Consider the following 21,042-nt stretch of genomic DNA (forward strand, 5'->3'; position numbering starts at 1 on the left):
TTCAGGGCGACCCCTCCCGCCGACGGAATCCCGCCTTGGTTTCGTTCTGCGAACACCATTGACTTGAAAGGGTTAACAGGCAGGCAAGCAGCCCGGCCGGTTGCGCGGGCAGAGAGGGAAAGCTGCGGAGATGGTTATCATGTTCTTTCACCGCGTCGATGCATTTGAACGCATCAACGCTCGAGCCGCCGAAATTGGGAGCCATGCGGCTTTCGCCGCGCCACCGAAGCCGTCGCTTTTGCGGTGGATTTTTCGGCCGCGCGGGGCGACAGTCCGGCTCGAACCGAACAGGGCTGGATCATGAGCGCAGCATTCCTTTCCCACATCGACAACGAACTTGCCGGGCTGAAATCAGCCGGCCTCTACAAATCCGAGCGGGTGATCACCTCGACGCAGTCGGCCGAGATCGAGGTTGGCGGCGACAAGGTGCTGAATTTCTGCGCCAACAACTATCTCGGCCTCGCCGACAGCGCAGAACTGCGCGAGGCGGCGAAGCAGGCGCTCGACCGTTACGGCTACGGCATGGCCTCGGTGCGCTTCATCTGCGGCACGCAGGAGGAGCACAAGCAGCTGGAGGCGACGATCTCGTCCTTCCTCGGCATGGACGACACCATCCTCTACGGCTCCTGCTTCGACGCCAATGGCGGCCTGTTCGAGACGCTGCTCGGCGAGGAGGACGCCATTATCTCCGATGCGCTGAACCATGCCTCGATCATCGACGGTGTCAGGTTGTCCAAGGCCAAGCGCTTTCGCTACGCCAACAACGACATGGCAGATCTCGAAGCGCGGCTGAAGGAAGCGAAGGATTGCCGCTTCCGGCTGATCGCCACCGACGGCGTGTTTTCTATGGACGGCATCATTGCCAACCTCAAGGGCGTCTGCGATCTCGCCGAGAAATACGATGCCATGGTCATGGTCGACGACAGCCATGCGGTCGGCTTCGTCGGCAGGAACGGCCGTGGCTCGGCCGAGCATTGTGGCGTCGAGGGCAGGGTGGACATCATCACCGGCACGCTCGGCAAGGCGCTGGGCGGTGCTTCCGGCGGCTACACCTCAGGCAAAACCCAGGTGGTCGACTGGCTGCGCCAGCGCTCGCGGCCCTACCTGTTCTCCAACACGCTGATGCCGGCGATCGCCGGCGCCTCGATCAAGGTGTTCGACATGATCCGCAATGGCGGCGCCTTGCGCGAGCGCCTCTATGCCAATGCGGAACGCTTCCGGTCTCAGATGGGCAAGCTTGGCTTCACGCTCGCCGGCGCCGATCATCCGATCATCCCGGTGATGCTGGGCGATGCGGCTCTGGCACAGGAGATGGCGGCACGCATGCTGAAGCGCGGCATCTATGTCATCGGCTTTTCCTTCCCGGTGGTGCCGAAGGGCCAGGCCCGTATCCGCACCCAGATGTCGGCGGCGCATTCCAGCGCCGACATCGACAGGGCAGTTGAGGCATTTGGCGCCGTGGGACGCGAGCTCGGCGTGATTTCCTGAGCGCCGAAAACGATTCCGGATCAAAAGAATCAAGGAACAAAAGAATGTCCAACATGATGAAGGCGCTGGTGAAGGCCAAGGCCGCACCGGGCATCTGGATGGAAGAGGTGCCGGTGCCGGAGATCGGCCCCAACGACGTGCTGATCAAGGTCAGGAAAAGCGCGATCTGCGGCACCGACGTGCACATCTACAATTGGGACCAGTGGGCGCAAAAGACCGTACCGGTGCCGATGGTGACCGGCCATGAATTCGTCGGCACCGTCGCCGACTTCGGCGCGGCGGTCACCGAATACAAGCTCGGCCAGCGCGTGTCCGGCGAGGGCCACATCGTCTGCGGCCATTGCCGCAACTGCCGCGCGGGCAGGGGGCATCTCTGCCGCAACACGCTCGGCGTCGGCGTCAATCGCCCCGGCGCCTTCGGCGAGTACGTGGCGATCCCGCAGCACAATGTCGTGCCGATCCCCGACGATGTGCCCGACGAGATCGCGGCGATCTTCGATCCGCTGGGCAATGCGGTTCACACCGCATTGTCCTTCGATCTGGTCGGCGAGGACGTGCTGGTCACCGGCGCCGGGCCGATCGGCATTATGGGCGCGCTGGTGGCGCAATGCGTCGGCGCGCGAAAAGTCGTCATCACCGACATCAACCCGGTCCGGCTGGACCTGGCGCGCAAGCTCGGCGTCCAGCATGTCGTCGATGCCTCGAAGGAAAAGCTGCGCGACGTCATGCCGAAGCTCGGCATGACCGAGGGTTTTGACGTCGGCCTGGAGATGTCGGGCGCGGCCCCCGCCTTCCGCGACATGATCGACACCATGAACAATGGCGGCAAGATCGCCATCCTCGGCATCGCGCCGACCGGCTTCGAGATCGACTGGAACAAGGTCATCTTCAAGATGCTGCACCTGAAGGGCATCTACGGCCGCGAGATGTTCGAGACCTGGTACAAGATGATTGCCCTGGTGCAGGGTCCGCTCGACGTGTCGGGCTTGATTACCCATCGCATCGGCATCGACGATTTTCAGGTCGGGTTCGATGCGATGCGGAGCGGCAATTCGGGTAAGGTTGTGATGGACTGGTGAGCGCTACCTGGGCGAAAGCAAAGCGCCGCAGGCACCTGCCGCTAGACATAGGAAGTCCGTTTGGGGTCTAAAATGGTGGGATAATGACGCTCGTCGAGCATGTCCAAGAATGGGTCCAACCCGACCGTCTTGATGAATTCATACTCGGCAGCGGAGATCAAATGGACGCAAAGGATGGTGACGTCATCGTCGTCAATGGTCAGCGCTTCTGCAATGCGTTTATCCGGTGCAATGATAGGGGTCAAAAACATGAAAATTCTGAAATCCGTGCCCGAGACGGGCGACCAAGGCATTTCAATGCGGTGACCAAAGCCCAACCATGTATTGTCGATAAAGGGATACTCCGCCAGCCATTTGAGATTGCTGATGATGTTTGGGTCAGGCTCGCGAACATACCACATCAGTTCGGCTCGCCGCTCAATGTTCTCGCCTGCCGTTGACGGGGTAGCCATACGCCGGTCGCTCATACCGTTGGTTAGGAGTACAAAGCCGTTGCCTGCAGGATCGATGAGCGAGAAGTCTCTGGGAAACGCAAGAACCTCAACGTCGTCAGACCCATTGCGCGGGAAGATGCTTTGGGGCTCACCGAGCTCTTTGGTGTAGACCGATTTTCGATAGAAGTTGTTAGAGTCACCGGATCCGGGTGGCCCTCCGGCAGGAAATCTCTTTGGGAGCCAAGCCATCCAAATGCCCTGATTTCAGCCCTTTAGTCCAACGTGATAGCACCAACTTTGTCTTGTCCCAAACAGGCTTCAAGCGCCGCTACGCCCTTCGCAATCGCGGACCGCTCCTCCTCTCCTAGCCTCGCTAGCAACTCCCTCTCAAACGCCTTCGCCAGCGGCACCATTTCGCGATAGGCGGCAAGCCCCGCCTTGGTCAGCGCCAGGCGCTCCACCCGCCGGTCGTGATCGTCCGCCGTCCGCGTCAGCCAGCGCCGCCGCTCCAGTTCGGCTACCGCTCGCGAAACCTTGGTCTTGTGCATGGCCGACTGCTCGCCGAGCGCCGTCGCCGTCATCGTGCCATGCTGGCCGAGCCCCGAAAGTGTGCGCCATTCCGGCCGGGTCAGGCCGTGGCGATCCCGGTAGATTTTCGAGAATTCGCGGCTGACGACATCGGCCAGCCGGTAAAGCCGGTAGGGCAGGAAGCTTTCGAGCTCGAGGATTTCCGATTCCATGATGCACCGTGGATGCGGCGTTCGCCGTTGATAGTTACATTTTCGATGGTTACAAATGAAACCAAGTTGGTCAACATCGCCGGCAGGCCGCGCCTAGCGAGGCTGAGAACCGGGATCAGGGAGGATCGGATGGGCTTTTCCTACATGCCGGGCTTCGGCAACGATTTCGAGACCGAGACGCTGCCGGGTTCGCTGCCGCAGGGACGCAACTCGCCGCAGCGGCCGGCCTACGGGCTCTATGCCGAGCAGCTTTCGGGCTCGCCCTTCACCGCGCCGCGCGGCACCAACGAGCGCTCCTGGCTCTATCGGATCCGGCCGAGCGTCCGCCACACCGGGCGCTTCACGTCCACCCTCTATCCGCTCTGGAAGACCGCACCCAATCTCGGCGACCACGAACTGGCGCTCGGCCAGTATCGCTGGAACCCGGTGCCGATGCCGAAGGAGCCGACCGACTTCATCGAGGGCATGCGCACCATCACCACCGCCGGCGACGTGCTCGGGCAGTCCGGCATGGCGGCGCATATCTATGTCGCCAACCGCTCGATGACCGACGACCACTTCTTCAACGCCGACGCCGAGATGCTTGTCGTGCCGCAGGTCGGCGCCTTGCGCTTCGTCACCGAGATGGGGGTCATCGAACTCAGACCCGGCGAGATCGCCGTGCTGCCGCGCGGCCTCGTCTTCAAGGTCGAGCTCGCCGATGCCGAGGTGCGCGGCTATGTCTGCGAGAACTACGGCGCCAAGCTGACCATGCCCGATCGCGGGCCGATCGGCGCCAATTGCCTCGCCAATCCGCGCGACTTCAAGACGCCCTGCGCCTGGTTCGAGGACAGGGAGACGCCGTGCCGGCTGATCGTCAAATGGTGCGGCTCCTTCCATGTCACCGAGATCGGCCATTCGCCGCTCGACGTCGTCGCCTGGCACGGTAACTACGCACCTTACAAATATGATCTGGCGACGTTTTCGCCCGTCGGCGCCATCCTTTTCGACCACCCGGATCCGTCGATCTTCACCGTGCTGACGGCGCCGAGCGGCGAGGAGGGCACCGCCAACATCGACTTCGTCATCTTCCCGCCGCGCTGGCTGGTAGCGGAGGATACGTTCCGCCCGCCCTGGTACCACCGTAACATCATGAGCGAATTCATGGGCCTGATCCACGGCCAGTACGACGCCAAGGAGGAGGGCTTCGTCCCCGGCGGCATCAGCCTGCACAATCTGATGCTGGCCCACGGGCCTGACGCGACTGGCTTCGAAAAGGCCTCGCGCACGGAACTGAAACCGGTCAAGCTCGACAACACCATGGCCTTTATGTTCGAGACCCGATTCCCGCAGATGCTGACCCGCTACGCCGCCGAGGTCGAAACCAGGCAGGACAACTACATCGACTGCTGGGCCGGGCTGAAGAAACGCTTCAACGGCACGCCCGAGGGCGACTGGTCTTGAGTCTGGACCGCCTCGTCCTGCTCGGGTCCAAGGGCGGCCCGGCGATCCGGCCGGGTGGGCCGTGGCCAAGTTCCTCGCTGCTCGAGATCGGCGGCCGCGCTATCGTCGTCGATTGCGGGCTGGGCGTCACCCGCGCGCTGACCGATGCCGGGCTCAGCCTGAAGACGCTCGACCTAGTCTTCATCACCCATCTCCATTCCGACCATCTGCTGGAACTCGGACCGCTGATCCACACCGCCTGGACGGCGGGCCTCGCCACGCCGGTGACCATCTTCGGTCCGCCCGGCACCGGCCACTACTGGCAGCGCTTCTGCCAGGCGATGGATTTCGACATCGAAATCCGCATCGTCGACGAAGGCCGGCCGGATATCAGGGATCTGGTCTCGGTCGAGGAGTTCGGCGAGGGACTGGTTGTGGAGGAGGGCGGGCTCAGGGTGACGGCGTTGCGCGTCGACCATCCGCCGGTGACCGACTGCTTTGCGCTGCGCGTCGAGCATGGCGGCAGGAGCATCGTGTTCTCCGCCGACACGGCCTTCTTCCCGCCGCTGGCCGACTTCGCCAAAGGCGCCGATATCCTCGTCCACGAAGCCATGCTGGAAGAGGGGATCGAGCGGCTGGTGGCGAAGACCGGCAATGGCGCGCGGCTGCGCGAACATTTGCTCGCCAGCCACAGTTTCGCCGAGCAGGCCGGCCGCATCGCCAGCGACGCCGGTGTCAAACGACTGGTGCTGAACCACCTCATCCCGGCCGACGATGCCGCGATCGGCGAGGCCGACTGGATCGCCGCCGTCAGGAAAACTTGGGCCGGCGACTTGACGATCGCCCGCGACGGCCTTGTTGTGGGGTTAGAGCATGATCCCGAAAAGTGGGACCCGGTTTTCGGAAAAGATCATGCGACAGACAAAGACCAAAGCGGCGAACAAGCCGCGCAAGGAGAGGAAACCGCATGAAGCTTGCAACATTGAAGAACGGGACCCGCGATGGAAAGCTGGTCGTCGTCTCGCGCGATTTGACGCGGTTCTCCGACGCCTCCTTCCTGGTGCCGACGCTGCAAGCCGCGCTCGACGACTGGCGGCGGATTTCGCCGCATCTGGCGACAATAGCGGAATCGCTAGAGAACAATGCCGTGCCCTCGGCGCGCTTCCACGAGCATGACGCCCACTCGCCACTGCCGCGCGCCTATCAGTGGGCCGACGGCTCGGCCTATGTGAACCATGTCGAACTGGTGCGCAAAGCGCGCGGCGCAGAAATGCCAGCAAGCTTCTGGACCGACCCGCTGATCTACCAGGGCGGCTCGGACAGCTTCATTCCGCCTCGCGATCCGATCCGCATGGCCGACGAAACCTTCGGCATCGACATGGAGGCGGAGGTCGCCGTCATCGTTGACGACGTGCCGATGGGCGCCGGCCCCGACCAGGCGCGGGACGCGATCCGGCTGGTCATGCTGGTCAACGACGTGACACTGCGGGCGCTGACTGGTCCCGAGCTTGCCAAGGGTTTTGGCTTCTTCCAGTCGAAACCGTCCTCGGCCTTCTCGCCGGTTGCGGTCACGCCGGATGAACTGGGTGACGCCTGGGACGGCGGCAAGGTCAGCCTGCCGCTGCTCGCCGATCTCAACGGCAAGCCGTTCGGCCGTGCGAACGCAGGGGTCGACATCACTTTCGACTTCCCGGCGCTGATCGTGCATGCCGCGAAAACGCGCCCGCTCGCCGCCGGCAGCATCATCGGTTCGGGCACCGTCTCCAACAAGCTGGACGGCGGGCCGGGCAAGCCTGTCTCGGCCGGCGGCGCCGGCTATTCCTGCATCGCCGAACTGCGCATGATCGAAACCATCGAGAGCGGCGAGCCCAAGACGCCGTTCCTGCAATTTGGCGACACGGTGCGCATCGAGATGAAGGACAAGGCCGGCCATTCGATCTTCGGCGCCATCGAGCAGAAGGTCGAGAAATACGCGGGGTGAGGGGATGCCAGGCGAAGCCGTCTATTTGCTGTTTGGCGTGTGGGCGCTGGCCATTCTGGCGGTCTTCATCCAGGCGATCCGCCTGAGCTACCGCATCGAGGCGCGCTCGCCTGATCTTACCAACCGCAGCGGCGTGCCGCGCAACGCGATGATGTTCCACACCATCACCAATCTCAGCGTCGCGCGGGATGAAGAAACGCAAGGCCTGCGGCGGAAAATGATCCGGCTGCTGCTGGTCGTTGTCGCCGGCTTCGCGCTTATGGCGGTCGGCATCGGCCTTGTCGACAGGACGCCATGACGCTGCTTGATCACTTGCGCCGCATGGCGCGCAACAATCGCTGGTCGAACGACCGCCTGTACCGCGCCGTGCTGTCCCTCGAGCCTGGGGAATTTGAGGCCGCGCGCACCAGCTTCTTTCCGTCAATCAAGGAGACGCTGAACCACATCCTCGCTGTCGACCATCTCTATCTCGATTTTCTGACGGAGGGTGGTGTCGGCGCTGCCGCCTACGATGATTTCGTGCCGTTCGACAATGTCGCCGATTTGGTAGTGGCGCAGATCACCTTCGACCACAAACTTATCGCCTTCTGTGATGCCCTGTCCGAGGCCGATCTCGACCGTCGCGTCATCACCGATAGACGCGAGGACGGCATGATCCCTGAAAAGATCGCCGACATCCTCGCCCATGTCTTCCTGCACGACATCCATCACCGTGGCCAGGTGCACGCCATGCTCGCCGGCACTTCCGCTCCGCCGCCGCAGCTGGATGAGTATCTGCTCGATTGCGATTTGAAGCTCAGGAAGACAGAGGTCGAGCGGCTCGGTCTTTGAACCGCTCGCCCGCCTGGGCCTTACGCCGCCTTGCCGTCCAGCTTGATCACGCCGCGCTTGATCTGGTCCTGCTCGATCGACTCGAACAGCGCACGGAAATTGCCTTCGCCAAAGCCTTCGTCGCCCTTGCGCTGGATGAATTCGAAGAAGATCGGGCCGATCACGGTTTTCGAGAAAATCTGCAGCAGGATCTTGGTCATGCCGCCGTCGACAACGCCTTCGCCATCGATCAGGATGCCGTGCTTCTTCATCCGCTCGACCGGCTCGTCGTGATCGTGCACACGCTCGTGCGACATCTCGTAATAGGTGTCGGGCGGGGCGGGCATGAACTTCAGCCCGTTGGCGGCGAGCCTGTCGGTGGCCTCGTAGATCGCATCGGTGCCCACCGCGATGTGCTGGATGCCCTCGCCATTGTACTTCTTCAGATATTCGGCGATCTGGCTGGTCTCGTCCTTGGACTCGTTCAGCGGAATGCGGATCTTGCCGCAGGGCGAGGTGATCGCACGGCTGACCAGACCGGTGATCTTGCCGTCGATGTCGAAGAAATGGATCTGCTTGAAGCCGAACAGGTCGCGATAAAAGTCCCACCACTTGTCCATATTGCCGCGATAGACATTGTGGGTGAGGTGGTCGAGGAAGTAGAAGCCGACGCCCTCGGGCTTCGGATCGCGCTCGCCCAGCCATGCGAACTCGGCGTCATAGGCCGAGCCTTTCTCGCCATAGGCCTCGATGAAATAGAGCAGGGAGCCGCCAATGCCGACGATGGCCGGCACGTCCAGCGCCTTGTCGGTGCCCTCATAGGGCGTCGCACCCTTCGACACGGCATGCTCGAAGGCGTGTTTCGCGTCGACCACGCGCCACGCCATAGAGGCTGCGCAGGGTCCGTGCTTGTCGACGAACTTCATCGCATGCGAGCCGGGCTCGGCATTGACGACGTAGTTGATGTCGCCCTGCCGCCAGACCGTGATGTCCTTGGTGCGGTGCTTGGCCACCGCGACATAACCCATGCGGGTGAAAAGCTCGGCGAGCTTTTCCGGCTCCGGATGCGCGAACTCGACGAATTCGAAACCGTCGGTGCCGGCTGGGTTCGCCTTGCTGATCCTGGCGGGCGGCGCGTCGTGCGGGAAGGGGCCCATGGCGGTTCTCCGAAGCTGTTGCGGCCGTTCCTGGCCATCTTTGCGCATGATAGCGCCTGAGGGCCGCACGGTGCTTGCATTTGAACGCCTGAAATGCTCATGTCATGCGTGGAATGTGCATGAATGGAGGAAAATCCGTGGATGATGCGCGGCTTGACCAATTTGATCGCAAGTTACTGGCGCTTCTGCAAGGCGATGCGCGGCTCACCAACAACGACCTTTCGGAGCGGGTGAACCTGTCGGCGTCGCAGTGCTCGCGCCGCCGCCAGCGACTGGAAGAGGACGGCTACATCAAGGGCTACCGCGCCGTGCTCGACCGCGATCGGCTGGGCTTTTCGCTAGTCAATGTCATCTCGGTGACCTTGGCCACCCACAATCGCGACAATGCCCGCCGCTTCGGCGAGTTGGTGGCGCGGCTGCCCGAAGTACAGGAGGCGCACGCGCTGACCGGCGAGATGGACTACATATTGAAGGTGGTGACGCCCGACCTCAAATCATTGTCGGAGTTCGTCAACGGCGTGCTCCTGCCGCATGAATCCGTCCAGCACGTGAAGACGGCTATCGTGCTGGAGACGCTGAAGGAGACCGGCGCTCTGCCGATTTAGCCCCTCGACTGCTGAATCAGCCCATAGAGATTGGTGCAGCGCGCGCCGGAGCGGCAGTAGGCGAACACCGGGCCTTCGAGCTCGTCGAGCGCCGCGGCCTGGTCCTGGACATTCTCGAAGGTGATCTGGCCGCTGATGACCGGGATGAAGCGGAAGGCGAGGCCCGCCGCCTCGGCCGCCGCCTGGACGCTTTCGGCCGAGGGCTGGCCAGGCTGCTCGTTGTCCGGCCGGTTGCAGATCACGCTCTTGAAGCCTGCTTCCTTGATGGCGGTGATATCGCTGGGCTGGATCTGGCCCGAGACGGAATAGTCGTCGCTGATCTCTCGATATTCCATGGTCGTCCTCGCAATCTGCTTCGGCGGCAGTCTTGCCATCCCCTGAGGCGGCCGGCAACTGCTCCCGCCGATCGCGTATCGTCGCACGCCGTCGGCGTCGTCTTTGCAGATAGACATTCGCGGCGGAAAATCCAGCCGGATCGTCGCTATCCGGCTGGATGAGCCGACTTCAGCTGCCGAGGATCGCACCTTTGATCTGGGCGATGTTGTTGTGCATCATGTCGATATAGGTCGAGGCCGGGCCGTCGGGCTGCGACAGCGCATCCGAATAGAGCGTGCCGCCGACCTTGATGCCGGTCTCGCTGGCGATCTGCTCGATCAGCCGCGGATTGGTGATGTTCTCGATGAACATCGCCGCCGCCTTGTCCTGCTTGACCTGGTTGACCAGCTTGGCGACATCGGCGGCCGACGGCTCGGAGTCCGTCGAAATGCCCTGCGGCGCCAGGAAGGTCAGGCCGTATTCGTGCTCGAAATAGCCGAACGCGTCGTGCGATGTGATGACGACGCGCTTCTCCTCGGGGATCGACTGGATCGCGGCCTTCACTTCGCCTTCCAGTGCATCGAGCTTCTTGGTGTAGGCAGCCGCATTGGTCTGGTAGCCGACGCAGCCCTCGCTGTCGGCGGCACAGAAGGCCTCGGCGATGTTCTTCACATAGATCCTGGCGTTGGCGATCGACTGGAAGGCGTGCGGGTCGGTAACGGTCTTGCCGGCGCCTTCGGCAGCATCCGCGTCAGCGAATTCCGGCTTGAAGTCGATCGGGGTGACGTCCTTGGTCAAAGTCACGATCGCGGCCTTGGTGGCGCTGGCGTCGACCAGGCGCTGCAAGAAGCCTTCGAAATGCAGGCCGTTGACCAGCACCACGTCCGCGCCGGCCATTGCCACAGCGTCGGCCGGGCTCGGTTCGTAGACATGCGCGTCGCCATCCGGCCCAACGATGGTGGTGATGCTGACCCGGTCGCCGCCGACATTCTTGGCGAAATCCGCAATCACCGTGAAGCTCGCCACCACCTTGAGCGGCGCGGCGAGGGCCGACGATGTTCCGAGAGCGGTTAATGTTATAACGCTCAGGGTCAGGGCGGCACGGAAGGATTTCAGCATTGGGCGGGTCTCCTTGCTTGGGGGATCAGGCGGTGCGGTGGCGGTGGTGGACGATGCGGGCGCGCAACGCGCCGCGCGAGCCGAACACGATCGAGAAGAAGTAGACGACACCGGCCGACAGGATGATGGCCGGGCCGGACGGCAGCGAGGCGTGATAGGACAAGAGCAGCCCGGCGATGCAGGAGGCAAAGCCGATCAGCACTGCCAGCACGCACATCGGCTCGACCCGCACCGTCCAGAAGCGGGCAGCGGCGGCCGGCAGCATCATCAGGCCGACCGACAAAAGCGTGCCCAGCGCCTGGAACCCGCCGACGAGGTTGAGCACAACGAGGCCGAGGAAGATGAAATGCACCGGGCTGCCCATGCGGCTCACCGAGCGCAGGAACAGCGGGTCGAGGCATTCGGCGACCAGCGCCCGCCAGAAGATGGTGAGGCTGACTAAAGTGACCAGCACGATGCCGCCGATCAGCGTCAGCGCCTCGTTGTTGAGCGCAAGCACGGTGCCGAACAGCACGTGCATGAGATCGACGCTGGAGCCCCGAATTGACACCATCAGCACACCGACGGCGAGCGAGATCAGGTAGAAGGCCGCCATCGAGGCGTCCTCGCGCTGGATGGTGAAGCGCGAGACCGCGCCCGCGCCGAGCGCGACGATGATGCCGGCGATCAGTCCGCCAATGGTCATCGGCAGGATTTCCAGGCCGTAGAGCAGGAAGCCGGCGGCAGCACCCGGCAGGATGGCATGCGCCATGGCGTCGCCCGACAGGCTCATGCGCCGCAGCATCAGGAAGACGCCGACCGGGCAGGCGCCGAGCGACAGCAGCAGCGAGCCGAACAGCGCCCGCTGCATGAAGGCGAAATCGGCGAAAGGCGCGATGAACAGGTTGTAGAGGAAATCCATCAGGCGGCCCTCGGTCCGGAGCCGTGCTGGTGGTCGTGATCATGCGCATGGCCGTGGGCATGGTCGTGATGATCGTGCCCATGATGGTCATGGTCGTCCGGCTCGCACCAGGGCGCGTTCTCTTCCCAGGCCTCGTGGAAGCGCCGTGCCTTGAGAAGGTTTTCCGGCCGCAGTGTCTCTTTTGTCTCGCCCCAGGCAACAGGCTGGCGGGCAAGCAGCAAGGTCTCGGGGAAATTCTGTCGCACGAGATCGAGATCGTGGACGACGACCATGATCGTGCGCTCCTCGCCATGCCAGCGCTTGATGAGCTGGATCAGGTCGCCGACGGTCTTGGCGTCGACGGCGTTGAACGGCTCGTCGAGCAGGATGAGATCGGCATCTTGCAACAGCACGCGGGCAAACAGCGTGCGCTGCAACTGGCCGCCCGACAGCGTGTCGATCGGGCGTTTTTCGAAGCCGCCGAGGCCGACCGCCATCAGCGCCTGGCTGACGGATTCGCGGTCCTCCTTGGTGTAGCGCCCGAGCAGGCCGCGCTTTGGCCACAGGCCGAGCGAAACCAGGTCAACCACCCGGGCCGGGAAGGAGCGGTCGAGCTCCGACTGCTGCGGCAGATAGGCGGTGCGCACGTCGGGCGCGCGCGTGACCGCGCCTTCCATCGGCTTCAGCACGCCGACAATGCCCTTCATCAGCGTCGACTTGCCCGAGCCGTTGGCGCCGACAACGGCCGTCAGCGATCCCTTGCGGATCGTGCCGTTGAGATGGTGGATCGCCGGGTGGCTGCCATAGCCGAGCGTCAGGTCGCGGAAGGTCAGGCAGGCATTGGTCATCGGCGGTCCGTAAGGGCGGCGGCCCGTCGTGCGGGCGGCTCAAGTCGATATGTGATGTTATTACATTAGTCAACAAGATGGCCCGACGCAATTTGGTCACGGCGGTCAACTCGCCGTGTACGCAACGGGCAGGGGGCACACAATTGGCTCAATTGGTTTCGTCCCTGCCGGCCTTGCCCGAAACGGGCGCGGACTCTAAAGAGGCGCGACCGACAATAGGAAGGAACGCCCCATGAGCATTCGTCGCATCGATGTTGGCCCGCGCATGAGCCAGATCGTCATTCACGGCAACACCGTCTATCTGGCCGGCCAGGTCGGCGAGCCCGGCGGCAATGTCGCCTCGCAGACCCGCGACATCCTGAAGACCATCGACGAATTGCTGGCCAAGGCCGGAACCGACAAGACCAAGATCCTGCAGACCATCATCTGGCTGGCCGACATGAGCACCTTCGCCGAGATGAACGCGGAATGGGACAAGTGGGTGCCACAGGGCCACACGCCCGCCCGCGCCACCGGCGAGGCCAAGCTGGCCGGCCCGGAATATCTGGTCGAGATTATTATTACGGCGGCGATCTAGCGCCTGCCTTCTACCGACCCCCGCCCCGCTGCTGCGCAGCGACCCTCCCCGCATGGGGGAGGGTAAAGAGGCACTACCCCTGCGACGGCGTGAACCTTGCCACCAGCGTGTGGCTTTCCGCCGGATAAATGAAACGCACATGCGTCACCGGGTGCTCCGCGCTCCAGGTGCGGCGCTCGACCACCAGACAGGGCGCGCCGGTTTCGATGTCGAGCGCGTCGGCGACATGGTCGTCCGCGGCCGTGGCGCGGATGCGGTGCTCGGCTTGGCTCCACGGCACGCGGCCGATCAGCCAGGGGCCGGGCGCTATGCCCAGGAATTCCTCCTCGCCGGCTTCCGCGACGGCGGCGAGATTGATCAGCCGCTGCTCATGCGCGAAGGGCCGCTGGCCGGCGAAATGCAAGCATTCCAGCGAAAGCACCAAGCCTGGGGCGGAAAGCCCGAGCAGCGCCCGGTCGTCGGCGCTGCTGCGCCGCTTTAGCCGCGCCAGCCTTTCGTAGCGGTAGGGCAGGCCGAGCGCCTCGACCTCGATCCGGATGTCGTGCAGTTCCAGCACCGCCGCCTGCGACTGCGGCTGGCGGACAAAACTGCCGGACCGGCGACGGCGTTCGATCAGCCCGGCCTTCGCCAGCTGCGACAGCGCCTTGTTCACCGTCATGCGCGAGCAATTGTACTCGGTCGTCAGCTCGTGCTCGAACGGGATCCTGTGACCGGGCGCCCAGGCGCCGGACAGGATCTTCTCGCTGATGTCGGACAGGATGCGCTGGTGCAGCGAGACAGCCTCGCCTCCTTCCGCCTCCATTGTCTCGATCATGCTCATGTCGCGGTTCGCCTGTTGAACGAGCTAGGCTGCCGACAGCGCGGTCATGACGGCACGGAACCGCTCGGCGATCGCCTCGCGCCCGATATGCCTGCCGCCGCTGACTTGCTTCTTGCCGTGCACCCAGACGCAATCGACGCTGGTGCCGTTGGCGAAGATCCAGGCATCGAGGATGGCGTCGCCCCTCTTGCCGGCGAGCGAAGGATGGTTTTGGTCGAGCGAGACAAAATCGGCCGAGACACCGGCAGCGATCCGCGCCGGGCCGGCGCCAAGCGCGGTGCTGCCGCCATCGAGCGCGGCATCGAACAAGGCGCGGCCGGTCGAGCCGCCCGCCACTGCCAGCACGTTGCGGGCGCGGTGCGCCAGGCGCTGCGAATATTCAAGTTGCCTGAGCTCGTCCGGCAGGCCGATGAGCACGTTGGAGTCTGAGCCGACGCCGAAGCGTCCGCCATGTTCGACGAACAGCGGCGCGGCGAAGGTGCCGTCGCCGAGATTGGCCTCGGTGATCGGACAGAGGCCGGCGATGGCGCCGCTCTCGCCCATGCAAACCGTCTCTGTCTCGGTCATGTGCGTGGCGTGAATCAGGCACCAGCGCCGGTCCACCTCGGCATGGCCAAGCAGGAATTCGACCGGCCGCGCACCCGACCAGGCGATGCAGTCTTCCACTTCCTTTGTTTGCTCTGCGATATGAATGTGGATCGGGCCGTCCGGCGCCATTGCGGTCACCGCATTGAGTTCGTCCAGCGTCGCGGCGCGCAGGCTGTGTGGGGCGACGCCGACAACGGCCTGATCGAGCGAGCGAACGCTCTCGCGGCTTTTCTCAAGCAAGCGTCCGAACCGCTCGACATCGTTGATGAATCGCCGCTGGCCCTCATTGGGCGCCGCGCCGCCGAAAGAGGAATGAGCATAGAATACGGGCAACAGCGTCAGCGCGATGCCGGTTGCGCCGGCCGCTGCGGCAATCCGCTCCGCCATCTCGGCGATGTTGCCATAGGGTTTTCCGTCGCGATCGTGGTGGAGATAGTGAAACTCGCCGACTCGCGAAAAGCCGGCCTCCAGCATCTCTATATAGAGCTGCGCCGCCACCGCCTCGACCTGGTCCGGCGTCATCGACAGCGCGAACCGGTACATCACCTCGCGCCAGCTCCAGAAACTGTCGGCCGAGGGGCCGCGCAGTTCGGCGAGCCCCGCCATGCCACGCTGGAAGGCGTGGCTGTGCAGATTGGGCATGCCGGGGACAAGGACGGCATGGCGCTCGTCGCCGGGCAGCAATGAGGCGCCCGGTTCGACCGCCGCGACGCGGCCGCCCGCCAGCCTGATCCTGACATTGTTGTTCCAGCCGTCCGGCAGAAGTGCCTGTTCCGCGAAGATCGCCGTCACGATTTTCTCCGAATCCCGCTTTCCGATGACAATAGGACTTGCAGTGCGTCTCAATATGTATATACATAATTGCCATCTAATCAAACGGAAAAGATGATGGCGGCAGAAATCAAAAGCCGGGCAGGGGGCCTTCACCTTTGGCGCAATGCGCGCCTGGCGACCATGGCCGAGGGCGCGGCGGGATTGGGCATCGTCGAGAACGGCGCGATCGTCGCGCGCGACGGCCTGATCGCCTATGCCGGATCCGAAGCCGCCATGCCTGCGGCGCTCGTCCAGGGCGCTGACATCACCGACTGCGAGGGTCGCTGGATCACGCCCGGGCTGATCGATTGCCACACCCATCTCGTGTACGCCGGCAACCGCGCCAACGAGTTCGAGATGCGGCTGGCCGGCGCCACCTATGAAGAGGTCGCCAGGGCCGGCGGCGGCATTGTCTCCTCGGTGAAATCTCTTCGCGCGGCGAGCGAGGACGAACTGGTCGCCCAGACGCTGCCGCGCCTCGATGCGCTGCTGGCTGAAGGCGTGACCACGATCGAGGTGAAGTCGGGCTATGGCCTCAATGTCGACAATGAGAAGAAGTCGCTGCGCGCCGCGCGCCGCCTGGGCGATCAGCGCAGGGTGACGGTCCGGACCACATGCCTGGCCGCCCATGCGCTGCCGCCGGAGGCCAGGGGCGACAAGGACGCCTTCATCGATCTCGTCGCCACGGACATACTGCCGGCGGTCGCGGCGGAAAATCTTGCCGATGCGATCGACGGTTTCTGCGAGGGGATCGCCTTCTCGCCGGAGCAGATGGCGCGCGTCTTCGACAAGGCCAGAGCGCTTGGCCTGCCGGTAAAACTCCATGCCGACCAGTTGTCAAACCTGCATGGCGCGGCGCTTGCCGCGCGCTATGGCGCGCTGTCGGCCGACCACCTCGAATACACAGACGACGAGGGCGCGGCGGCGATGGCCGGCGCCGGAACCGTGGCGACGATCCTGCCCGGCGCCTATTACTTCATCCGCGAGACCAAGAAGCCGCCGGTCGAGCTGTTCCGCCGGCATGGCGTGAAGATGGCGGTCGCCACGGACAGCAATCCAGGTACCTCGCCGCTTACCTCTCTGCTGCTCACCATGAACATGGCCGCGACGCTGTTCGGCCTGACTGTCGAGGAATGCCTGTCCGGCGTCACCCGCGAGGCGGCGCGCGCGCTTGGCCTGCAGGAAAAGACCGGCACGCTCGAGGCGGGAAAGTCCGCCGACCTCGCCATCTGGAACATCGAGCGCCCGGCCGAACTCGTTTACCGCATGGGCTTCAACCCGCTGCATGCCCGCATCTGGAGAGGACAATGACCGAACTCGTTCTGAAGCCCGGCAACGCAACGCTGGCCGACTGGCGCGCCATCTATCGCGGCGCGGTGCCGAAGCTGGACGCCGCCTGCAAGCCCAGGATCAAGGCCAGCGCCGAGGCGGTTGAGCGGATCGTCGCCAAGGGCGAGCCGGTCTATGGCATCAACACCGGCTTCGGCAAGCTGGCCAGCGTGCGCATCCCCGCCGCCGATCTCGAAACGCTGCAGCGCAACATCGTGCTGTCGCATGCCGCCGGCGTCGGCGAGCCGATGCCGGTTGCCGTCACCAGGCTGATGATGGCGCTGAAGCTCGCAAGCCTCGCGCAGGGCGCCTCCGGCGTGCGGCCGCAGACCATCGCGCTGCTGGAAGCGATGCTTGCCAACGACGTCATTCCGGTGGTGCCGGCGCAAGGTTCGGTCGGAGCCTCCGGCGATCTCGCGCCGCTGTCGCACATGACGGCGGTCATGATCGGCGTCGGCGAATGCTTCACCCCGCATGGTCGCTTCCCGGCCAAGGTCGCCTTCGTTTCGCACGGACTGGAACCGGTGACGTTGGGCGCCAAGGAAGGCCTGGCGCTGCTCAACGGCACGCAGTTCTCGACGGCTTTCGCGCTCGCCGGCCTGTTCGAGGCCGAGACGCTCTATCAGTCGGCGCTGGTCGCCGGCGCGCTGTCGACGGACGCCGCCAAGGGCTCGGACGCGCCCTTCGACCCGCGCATCCATCTGCTCAGGAAGCATCGCGGCCAGATCGAGACGGCGGGCGCGCTGCGCGATTTGATGGCGGGCAGCGCCATCCGTGAATCGCACCGCGTCGGCGACGAGCGCGTGCAGGACCCGTATTGCCTGCGCTGCCAGCCGCAGGTGATGGGCGCCGCGCTCGATGTGCTGCGCAAGGCGGCCGACACGCTTGAGACCGAGGCCAATGGTGTCACCGACAACCCGCTGATCTTCGCCGAGGACGACACCGCGCTCTCCGGCGGCAATTTCCACGCCGAGCCGGTGGCCTTTGCCGCCGACATGATCGCGCTTGCCGTCTGCGAGATCGGCTCGCTGTCGGAGCGCCGCATCGCCATGCTGGTCGATCCGGCGCTGTCCGGCATGCCGGCCTTCCTGACGCCCAAGCCCGGACTGAATTCCGGCTTCATGATCCCGCAGGTGACGGCGGCGGCGCTGGTTTCCGAAAACAAGCAGAAGGCCTATCCGGCAAGCGTCGATTCGATCCCGACCTCGGCCAACCAGGAAGACCACGTCTCGATGGCCGCGCACGGCGCCCGCCGGCTGCTCGGCATGATCGAGAATGCGACCGCGGTCATCGGCATCGAACTCCTGGCGGCCGCTCAAGGCTGCGATTTCCATGCGCCGCTGGCGTCTAGCGAAGCGCTTGAAGCGGTGCGCAAGCTGGTCCGGGCCGAAGTGCCGCATCTCGACAATGACCGCCATTTCCATCCCGACATGGAAAAGGCCATCGCCATGGTGCGCAGCGGCGCCGCGGTGAGTGCGGCGAGCGCCGTGGCGTTGCCGGCGATCGCGGGAGCGGCGTGATGGCCACGCCCTCCTGGCTCAGCGTAACCCGAGGCACCGCACCCTTGCTGGTCTCGATCCCGCACACCGGCATCGACCTTGCCGGTCTCGACAGCCGGCTGGTCTCGCCCTGGCTCGGCCGCCGCGACTGCGACTGGTGGATCGACAAGCTCTACGATTTTGCGGCCGACCTCGGCGCGACGGTGGTGCACACCGCGATCTCACGCACAGTCATCGACGTCAATCGCGACCCGTCCGGCGTCTCGCTCTATCCCGGCCAGGCGACGACTGGCCTTTGCCCGACCGAGACCTTCGACGGCGATCCCCTCTACCATATGGGCGAGGAGCCGACGCCTTCGGAAATCGACGAGCGCCGCGAGACCTACTTCAAGCCTTACCATGCCGCCCTGCAGGCCGAGATCGACCGGCTGCACGGCATGCACGGAAGAATCGTCCTCTACGACTGCCACTCGATCCGCTCGGTGCTGCCGCGCCTGTTCGGGGGCACGCTGCCGGTGTTCAACCTCGGCACCAATGACGGCAAAAGCACCGATCCCGCGCTGCAGGCCAAGGTTGCCGAGATCATGGCTGGTACCGGTCAGACCTGGGTAGTCAACGGCCGCTTCAAGGGCGGCTGGATCACGCGCAATTTCGGCCACCCGCAAAACGGCGTCCATGCGCTGCAGATGGAGCTTTCCAACCGCGGCTACATGCATGAGCCCGAAGGCAGAGGCGCGCCGGACAACTGGCCGGTGCCCTACGACCCCGAATACGCGGCGCCGATCCGCGGCACGCTGAAGACCATTCTCGAAACCGCCATTGACTGGGCCGGGCGCTGACGCGCCGCCTTACTCGAAAGGGACAATGATGACCAATCCTCGTCACAATATCCGCGAAATCCGCAGCCCGCGCGGCGCCGAGCTCAATGCCCGCAGCTGGCTGACCGAGGCGCCGCTGCGCATGCTGATGAACAATCTCGATCCCGACGTCGCTGAAAACCCCAACGAGCTGGTCGTCTATGGCGGCATCGGCCGTGCCGCGCGCACCTGGAACGATTTCGACCGCATCGCCGCCTCGCTGAAGACGCTCGGCGACGACGAGACGCTGCTGGTGCAGTCCGGCAAGCCGGTCGGCGTGTTCCGCACGCATGCCGATGCGCCGCGCGTGCTGATCGCCAACTCCAACATCGTGCCGCACTGGGCGAACTGGGAGAAGTTCAACGAGCTCGATAAGAAGGGCCTGATGATGTACGGCCAGATGACGGCCGGCTCCTGGATCTATATCGGCACGCAAGGCATCGTCCAGGGCACCTACGAGACCTTCGTTGAGGCCGGCCGCCAGCACTATGGCGGCAACCTCAAGGGCAAGTGGATCCTGACAGCCGGCCTCGGCGGCATGGGCGGCGCCCAGCCGCTGGCCGCCGTCATGGCCGGCGCCTGCTGCCTCGCCATCGAATGCAACCCGGACTCGATCGATTTCCGTTTGCGCACCCGCTATGTCGACGAGAAGGCCGAGACGCTGGACGAGGCGCTGGAGAAGATCGAGCGCTGGACGAAGGCCGGCGAGGCGAAGTCGGTCGGCCTGCTCGGCAATGCGGCGGAGATCGTGCCGGAAATGTACAGGCGCGGCATCCGCCCCGACATGGTCACAGACCAGACCTCGGCGCACGATCCGGTGAACGGTTATCTGCCGAAGGGCTGGACAATGGCCGAGTGGCGCGAGAAGCGCGTCTCGGATCCGAAGGCGGTCGAGAAGGCGGCGCGCGCGTCGATGCGCGAGCATGTCGAGGCGATGGTCGCGTTCTGGAACGCCGGCGTGCCGACGCTGGACTACGGCAACAACATCCGCCAGGTTGCCAAGGAAGAGGGCTTCGAGAACGCCTTTGCCTTCCCCGGCTTCGTGCCGGCCTATATCCGCCCGCTGTTCTGCCGCGGCATCGGCCCGTTCCGCTGGGCGGCGCTGTCGGGCGATCCGGAGGATATCTACAAGACCGACGCCAAGGTGCGCGAACTGACCCCCGGCAACACCCATCTGCACAACTGGCTGGACATGGCGCGCGAGCGCATTGCCTTCCAGGGCCTGCCGGCGCGCATCTGCTGGGTCGGCCTTGGCGATCGCCATCGACTGGGTCTCGCCTTCAACGAGATGGTGGCCAAGGGCGAGCTCAAGGCGCCGGTCGTCATCGGCCGCGATCACCTCGATTCCGGCTCGGTCGCGTCGCCCAACCGCGAGACCGAGGCGATGAAGGACGGCTCCGACGCCGTTTCCGACTGGCCGCTGCTCAACGCGCTGCTCAACACCGCCTCGGGCGCCACCTGGGTGTCGCTGCACCATGGCGGCGGCGTCGGCATGGGCTTTTCGCAGCATTCCGGCATGGTCATCGTCGCCGACGGCACGCCGGCCGCCGCCAAGCGCCTGGAGCGGGTTTTGTGGAACGATCCGGCGACCGGCGTCATGCGCCATGCCGATGCCGGCTACGACATCGCCATCGAGTGCGCCAAAGAGCACCAGCTCAACCTGCCGGGCATACTGGGCTGA

The 21,042-nt window shown here is 64.5% G+C and carries 23 protein-coding genes; 13 read left to right on the forward strand and 10 right to left on the reverse strand.

Annotated features, from left to right (window positions below; genetic code table 11):
• Position 1 precedes the first annotated feature (1 nt).
• Positions 2–205, reverse strand: coding sequence for a hypothetical protein (locus tag PU724_RS24790; protein ID WP_354424330.1), 204 nt, complete (start codon positions 203–205; stop codon positions 2–4).
• Positions 206–300: 95 nt separating this feature from the next.
• Here PU724_RS24790 and PU724_RS24795 point away from each other — a divergent pair, with 95 nt between their 5' ends.
• Positions 301–1,488: a glycine C-acetyltransferase gene (locus PU724_RS24795; protein WP_354424331.1), complete on the forward strand. Its 1,188-nt coding sequence runs from the start codon at positions 301–303 to the stop codon at positions 1,486–1,488.
• A gap of 44 nt (positions 1,489–1,532) precedes the next feature.
• A complete protein-coding gene (gene tdh / locus PU724_RS24800; protein WP_354424333.1) occupies positions 1,533–2,567 on the forward strand; it encodes an L-threonine 3-dehydrogenase in 1,035 nt (344 codons plus the stop codon).
• A 41-nt stretch (positions 2,568–2,608) separates the two neighbouring features.
• Here the strand turns inward: tdh and PU724_RS24805 are convergent, their stop codons facing one another.
• Complete coding sequence (locus tag PU724_RS24805) at positions 2,609–3,250, reverse strand: suppressor of fused domain protein (protein ID WP_354424335.1); 642 nt, start codon at positions 3,248–3,250, stop codon at positions 2,609–2,611.
• Between the two features lie 23 nt (positions 3,251–3,273).
• The gene (locus PU724_RS24810; RefSeq protein WP_354424337.1) at positions 3,274–3,741 is read right to left on the reverse strand and encodes a MarR family winged helix-turn-helix transcriptional regulator; all 468 of its coding nucleotides are present in this window, start codon (positions 3,739–3,741) and stop codon (positions 3,274–3,276) included.
• Between the two features lie 129 nt (positions 3,742–3,870).
• On the opposite strand from PU724_RS24810, the gene hmgA reads away from it, so the two are divergent.
• From hmgA to PU724_RS24835, 5 genes are read left to right on the forward strand one after another with little or no spacing between them, the layout of a single operon-like run.
• Positions 3,871–5,184, forward strand: coding sequence for a homogentisate 1,2-dioxygenase (gene hmgA, locus PU724_RS24815; RefSeq protein ID WP_354424338.1), 1,314 nt, complete (start codon positions 3,871–3,873; stop codon positions 5,182–5,184).
• The gene (locus PU724_RS24820; protein ID WP_354424340.1) at positions 5,181–6,134 is read left to right on the forward strand and encodes an MBL fold metallo-hydrolase; all 954 of its coding nucleotides are present in this window, start codon (positions 5,181–5,183) and stop codon (positions 6,132–6,134) included. The genes hmgA and PU724_RS24820 overlap by 4 nt, the downstream gene beginning before the upstream one ends.
• Positions 6,131–7,144, forward strand: coding sequence for a fumarylacetoacetate hydrolase family protein (locus tag PU724_RS24825; protein WP_354424342.1), 1,014 nt, complete (start codon positions 6,131–6,133; stop codon positions 7,142–7,144). Before PU724_RS24820 ends, PU724_RS24825 begins: the two co-directional genes overlap by 4 nt.
• Positions 7,145–7,148: 4 nt before the next feature.
• Positions 7,149–7,442 carry a hypothetical protein gene (locus PU724_RS24830; RefSeq protein WP_127284600.1) on the forward strand — a complete coding sequence of 98 codons (294 nt, stop codon included), beginning with the start codon at positions 7,149–7,151 and terminating at the stop codon, positions 7,440–7,442.
• Positions 7,439–7,975, forward strand: a complete 537-nt coding sequence (locus tag PU724_RS24835; protein ID WP_354424345.1) for a DinB family protein — start codon at positions 7,439–7,441, stop codon at positions 7,973–7,975. Before PU724_RS24830 ends, PU724_RS24835 begins: the two co-directional genes overlap by 4 nt.
• Positions 7,976–7,995: 20 nt before the next feature.
• Here PU724_RS24835 and hppD read toward each other — a convergent pair whose 3' ends face one another.
• Positions 7,996–9,111, reverse strand: coding sequence for a 4-hydroxyphenylpyruvate dioxygenase (gene hppD, locus PU724_RS24840; protein WP_354424346.1), 1,116 nt, complete (start codon positions 9,109–9,111; stop codon positions 7,996–7,998).
• A 137-nt stretch (positions 9,112–9,248) separates the two neighbouring features.
• Here hppD and PU724_RS24845 point away from each other — a divergent pair, with 137 nt between their 5' ends.
• Positions 9,249–9,716, forward strand: coding sequence for an Lrp/AsnC family transcriptional regulator (locus PU724_RS24845; RefSeq protein WP_127284603.1), 468 nt, complete (start codon positions 9,249–9,251; stop codon positions 9,714–9,716).
• On the opposite strand, the gene PU724_RS24850 is transcribed toward PU724_RS24845, so the two are convergent.
• The 4 genes from PU724_RS24850 to aztA form a co-directional block, all read right to left on the reverse strand.
• Positions 9,713–10,051 carry a protein tyrosine phosphatase family protein gene (locus tag PU724_RS24850; RefSeq protein WP_127284604.1) on the reverse strand — a complete coding sequence of 113 codons (339 nt, stop codon included), beginning with the start codon at positions 10,049–10,051 and terminating at the stop codon, positions 9,713–9,715. The genes PU724_RS24845 and PU724_RS24850 overlap by 4 nt on opposite strands.
• A 169-nt stretch (positions 10,052–10,220) precedes the next feature.
• The gene (aztC, locus tag PU724_RS24855) at positions 10,221–11,150 is read right to left on the reverse strand and encodes a zinc ABC transporter substrate-binding protein AztC (RefSeq protein WP_292349579.1); all 930 of its coding nucleotides are present in this window, start codon (positions 11,148–11,150) and stop codon (positions 10,221–10,223) included.
• A gap of 25 nt (positions 11,151–11,175) precedes the next feature.
• Complete coding sequence (gene aztB / locus PU724_RS24860; RefSeq protein ID WP_127311492.1) at positions 11,176–12,051, reverse strand: zinc ABC transporter permease AztB; 876 nt, start codon at positions 12,049–12,051, stop codon at positions 11,176–11,178.
• Positions 12,051–12,878, reverse strand: a complete 828-nt coding sequence (aztA, locus tag PU724_RS24865) for a zinc ABC transporter ATP-binding protein AztA (RefSeq protein WP_127311493.1) — start codon at positions 12,876–12,878, stop codon at positions 12,051–12,053. The genes aztB and aztA overlap by 1 nt, the downstream gene beginning before the upstream one ends.
• Before the next feature lie 232 nt (positions 12,879–13,110).
• On the opposite strand from aztA, the gene PU724_RS24870 reads away from it, so the two are divergent.
• Positions 13,111–13,455, forward strand: coding sequence for a RidA family protein (locus tag PU724_RS24870; protein WP_127284608.1), 345 nt, complete (start codon positions 13,111–13,113; stop codon positions 13,453–13,455).
• A 73-nt stretch (positions 13,456–13,528) separates the two neighbouring features.
• Here PU724_RS24870 and hutC read toward each other — a convergent pair whose 3' ends face one another.
• Both hutC and PU724_RS24880 read right to left on the reverse strand, forming a co-directional pair.
• Entirely contained in the window at positions 13,529–14,275 is a 747-nt protein-coding gene (gene hutC / locus PU724_RS24875; RefSeq protein WP_127284609.1) for a histidine utilization transcriptional repressor HutC, read from the reverse strand.
• A gap of 24 nt (positions 14,276–14,299) precedes the next feature.
• Positions 14,300–15,655 (reverse strand): formimidoylglutamate deiminase, encoded by a 1,356-nt coding sequence (locus PU724_RS24880; protein WP_354424350.1) that lies wholly within the window; start codon positions 15,653–15,655, stop codon positions 14,300–14,302.
• 96 nt (positions 15,656–15,751) lie between these two features.
• Here PU724_RS24880 and hutI point away from each other — a divergent pair, with 96 nt between their 5' ends.
• Genes hutI through hutU form a run of 4 tightly spaced genes read left to right on the forward strand, consistent with a single transcriptional unit; the run spans position 15,752 to position 21,042 of the window.
• Positions 15,752–16,987 (forward strand): imidazolonepropionase, encoded by a 1,236-nt coding sequence (hutI, locus tag PU724_RS24885; RefSeq protein WP_354424352.1) that lies wholly within the window; start codon positions 15,752–15,754, stop codon positions 16,985–16,987.
• Complete coding sequence (gene hutH, locus PU724_RS24890) at positions 16,984–18,525, forward strand: histidine ammonia-lyase (protein WP_127392336.1); 1,542 nt, start codon at positions 16,984–16,986, stop codon at positions 18,523–18,525. The genes hutI and hutH overlap by 4 nt, the downstream gene beginning before the upstream one ends.
• The gene (gene hutG, locus PU724_RS24895) at positions 18,525–19,343 is read left to right on the forward strand and encodes an N-formylglutamate deformylase (protein ID WP_127312090.1); all 819 of its coding nucleotides are present in this window, start codon (positions 18,525–18,527) and stop codon (positions 19,341–19,343) included. Before hutH ends, hutG begins: the two co-directional genes overlap by 1 nt.
• Before the next feature lie 28 nt (positions 19,344–19,371).
• Positions 19,372–21,042 carry a urocanate hydratase gene (gene hutU / locus PU724_RS24900; RefSeq protein ID WP_127312089.1) on the forward strand — a complete coding sequence of 557 codons (1,671 nt, stop codon included), beginning with the start codon at positions 19,372–19,374 and terminating at the stop codon, positions 21,040–21,042.

This window comes from Mesorhizobium abyssinicae, from assembly GCF_049887195.1.
In the GTDB taxonomy this organism is placed as follows: domain Bacteria; phylum Pseudomonadota; class Alphaproteobacteria; order Rhizobiales; family Rhizobiaceae; genus Mesorhizobium; species Mesorhizobium abyssinicae.

Excerpts from the sequence above, each read along its gene's own strand:
- PU724_RS24790 (WP_354424330.1), bottom strand. The coding sequence starts at position 205 with ATGGCTCCCAATTTCGGCGGCTCGAGCGTTGATGCGTTCAAATGCATC.
- hmgA (WP_354424338.1), top strand. The coding sequence starts at position 3,871 with ATGGGCTTTTCCTACATGCCGGGCTTCGGCAACGATTTCGAGACCGAG.
- PU724_RS24850 (WP_127284604.1), bottom strand. The coding sequence starts at position 10,051 with ATGGAATATCGAGAGATCAGCGACGACTATTCCGTCTCGGGCCAGATC.
- hutU (WP_127312089.1), top strand. The coding sequence starts at position 19,372 with ATGACCAATCCTCGTCACAATATCCGCGAAATCCGCAGCCCGCGCGGC.
- hutI (WP_354424352.1), top strand. The coding sequence starts at position 15,752 with ATGGCGGCAGAAATCAAAAGCCGGGCAGGGGGCCTTCACCTTTGGCGC.
- PU724_RS24795 (WP_354424331.1), top strand. The coding sequence starts at position 301 with ATGAGCGCAGCATTCCTTTCCCACATCGACAACGAACTTGCCGGGCTG.
- PU724_RS24810 (WP_354424337.1), bottom strand. The coding sequence starts at position 3,741 with ATGGAATCGGAAATCCTCGAGCTCGAAAGCTTCCTGCCCTACCGGCTT.
- hutC (WP_127284609.1), bottom strand. The coding sequence starts at position 14,275 with ATGAGCATGATCGAGACAATGGAGGCGGAAGGAGGCGAGGCTGTCTCG.
- PU724_RS24805 (WP_354424335.1), bottom strand. The coding sequence starts at position 3,250 with ATGGCTTGGCTCCCAAAGAGATTTCCTGCCGGAGGGCCACCCGGATCC.
- aztC (WP_292349579.1), bottom strand. The coding sequence starts at position 11,150 with ATGCTGAAATCCTTCCGTGCCGCCCTGACCCTGAGCGTTATAACATTA.
- PU724_RS24835 (WP_354424345.1), top strand. The coding sequence starts at position 7,439 with ATGACGCTGCTTGATCACTTGCGCCGCATGGCGCGCAACAATCGCTGG.
- PU724_RS24830 (WP_127284600.1), top strand. The coding sequence starts at position 7,149 with ATGCCAGGCGAAGCCGTCTATTTGCTGTTTGGCGTGTGGGCGCTGGCC.
- PU724_RS24870 (WP_127284608.1), top strand. The coding sequence starts at position 13,111 with ATGAGCATTCGTCGCATCGATGTTGGCCCGCGCATGAGCCAGATCGTC.
- PU724_RS24825 (WP_354424342.1), top strand. The coding sequence starts at position 6,131 with ATGAAGCTTGCAACATTGAAGAACGGGACCCGCGATGGAAAGCTGGTC.
- hutH (WP_127392336.1), top strand. The coding sequence starts at position 16,984 with ATGACCGAACTCGTTCTGAAGCCCGGCAACGCAACGCTGGCCGACTGG.
- hppD (WP_354424346.1), bottom strand. The coding sequence starts at position 9,111 with ATGGGCCCCTTCCCGCACGACGCGCCGCCCGCCAGGATCAGCAAGGCG.
- tdh (WP_354424333.1), top strand. The coding sequence starts at position 1,533 with ATGTCCAACATGATGAAGGCGCTGGTGAAGGCCAAGGCCGCACCGGGC.
- aztA (WP_127311493.1), bottom strand. The coding sequence starts at position 12,878 with ATGACCAATGCCTGCCTGACCTTCCGCGACCTGACGCTCGGCTATGGC.
- hutG (WP_127312090.1), top strand. The coding sequence starts at position 18,525 with ATGGCCACGCCCTCCTGGCTCAGCGTAACCCGAGGCACCGCACCCTTG.
- aztB (WP_127311492.1), bottom strand. The coding sequence starts at position 12,051 with ATGGATTTCCTCTACAACCTGTTCATCGCGCCTTTCGCCGATTTCGCC.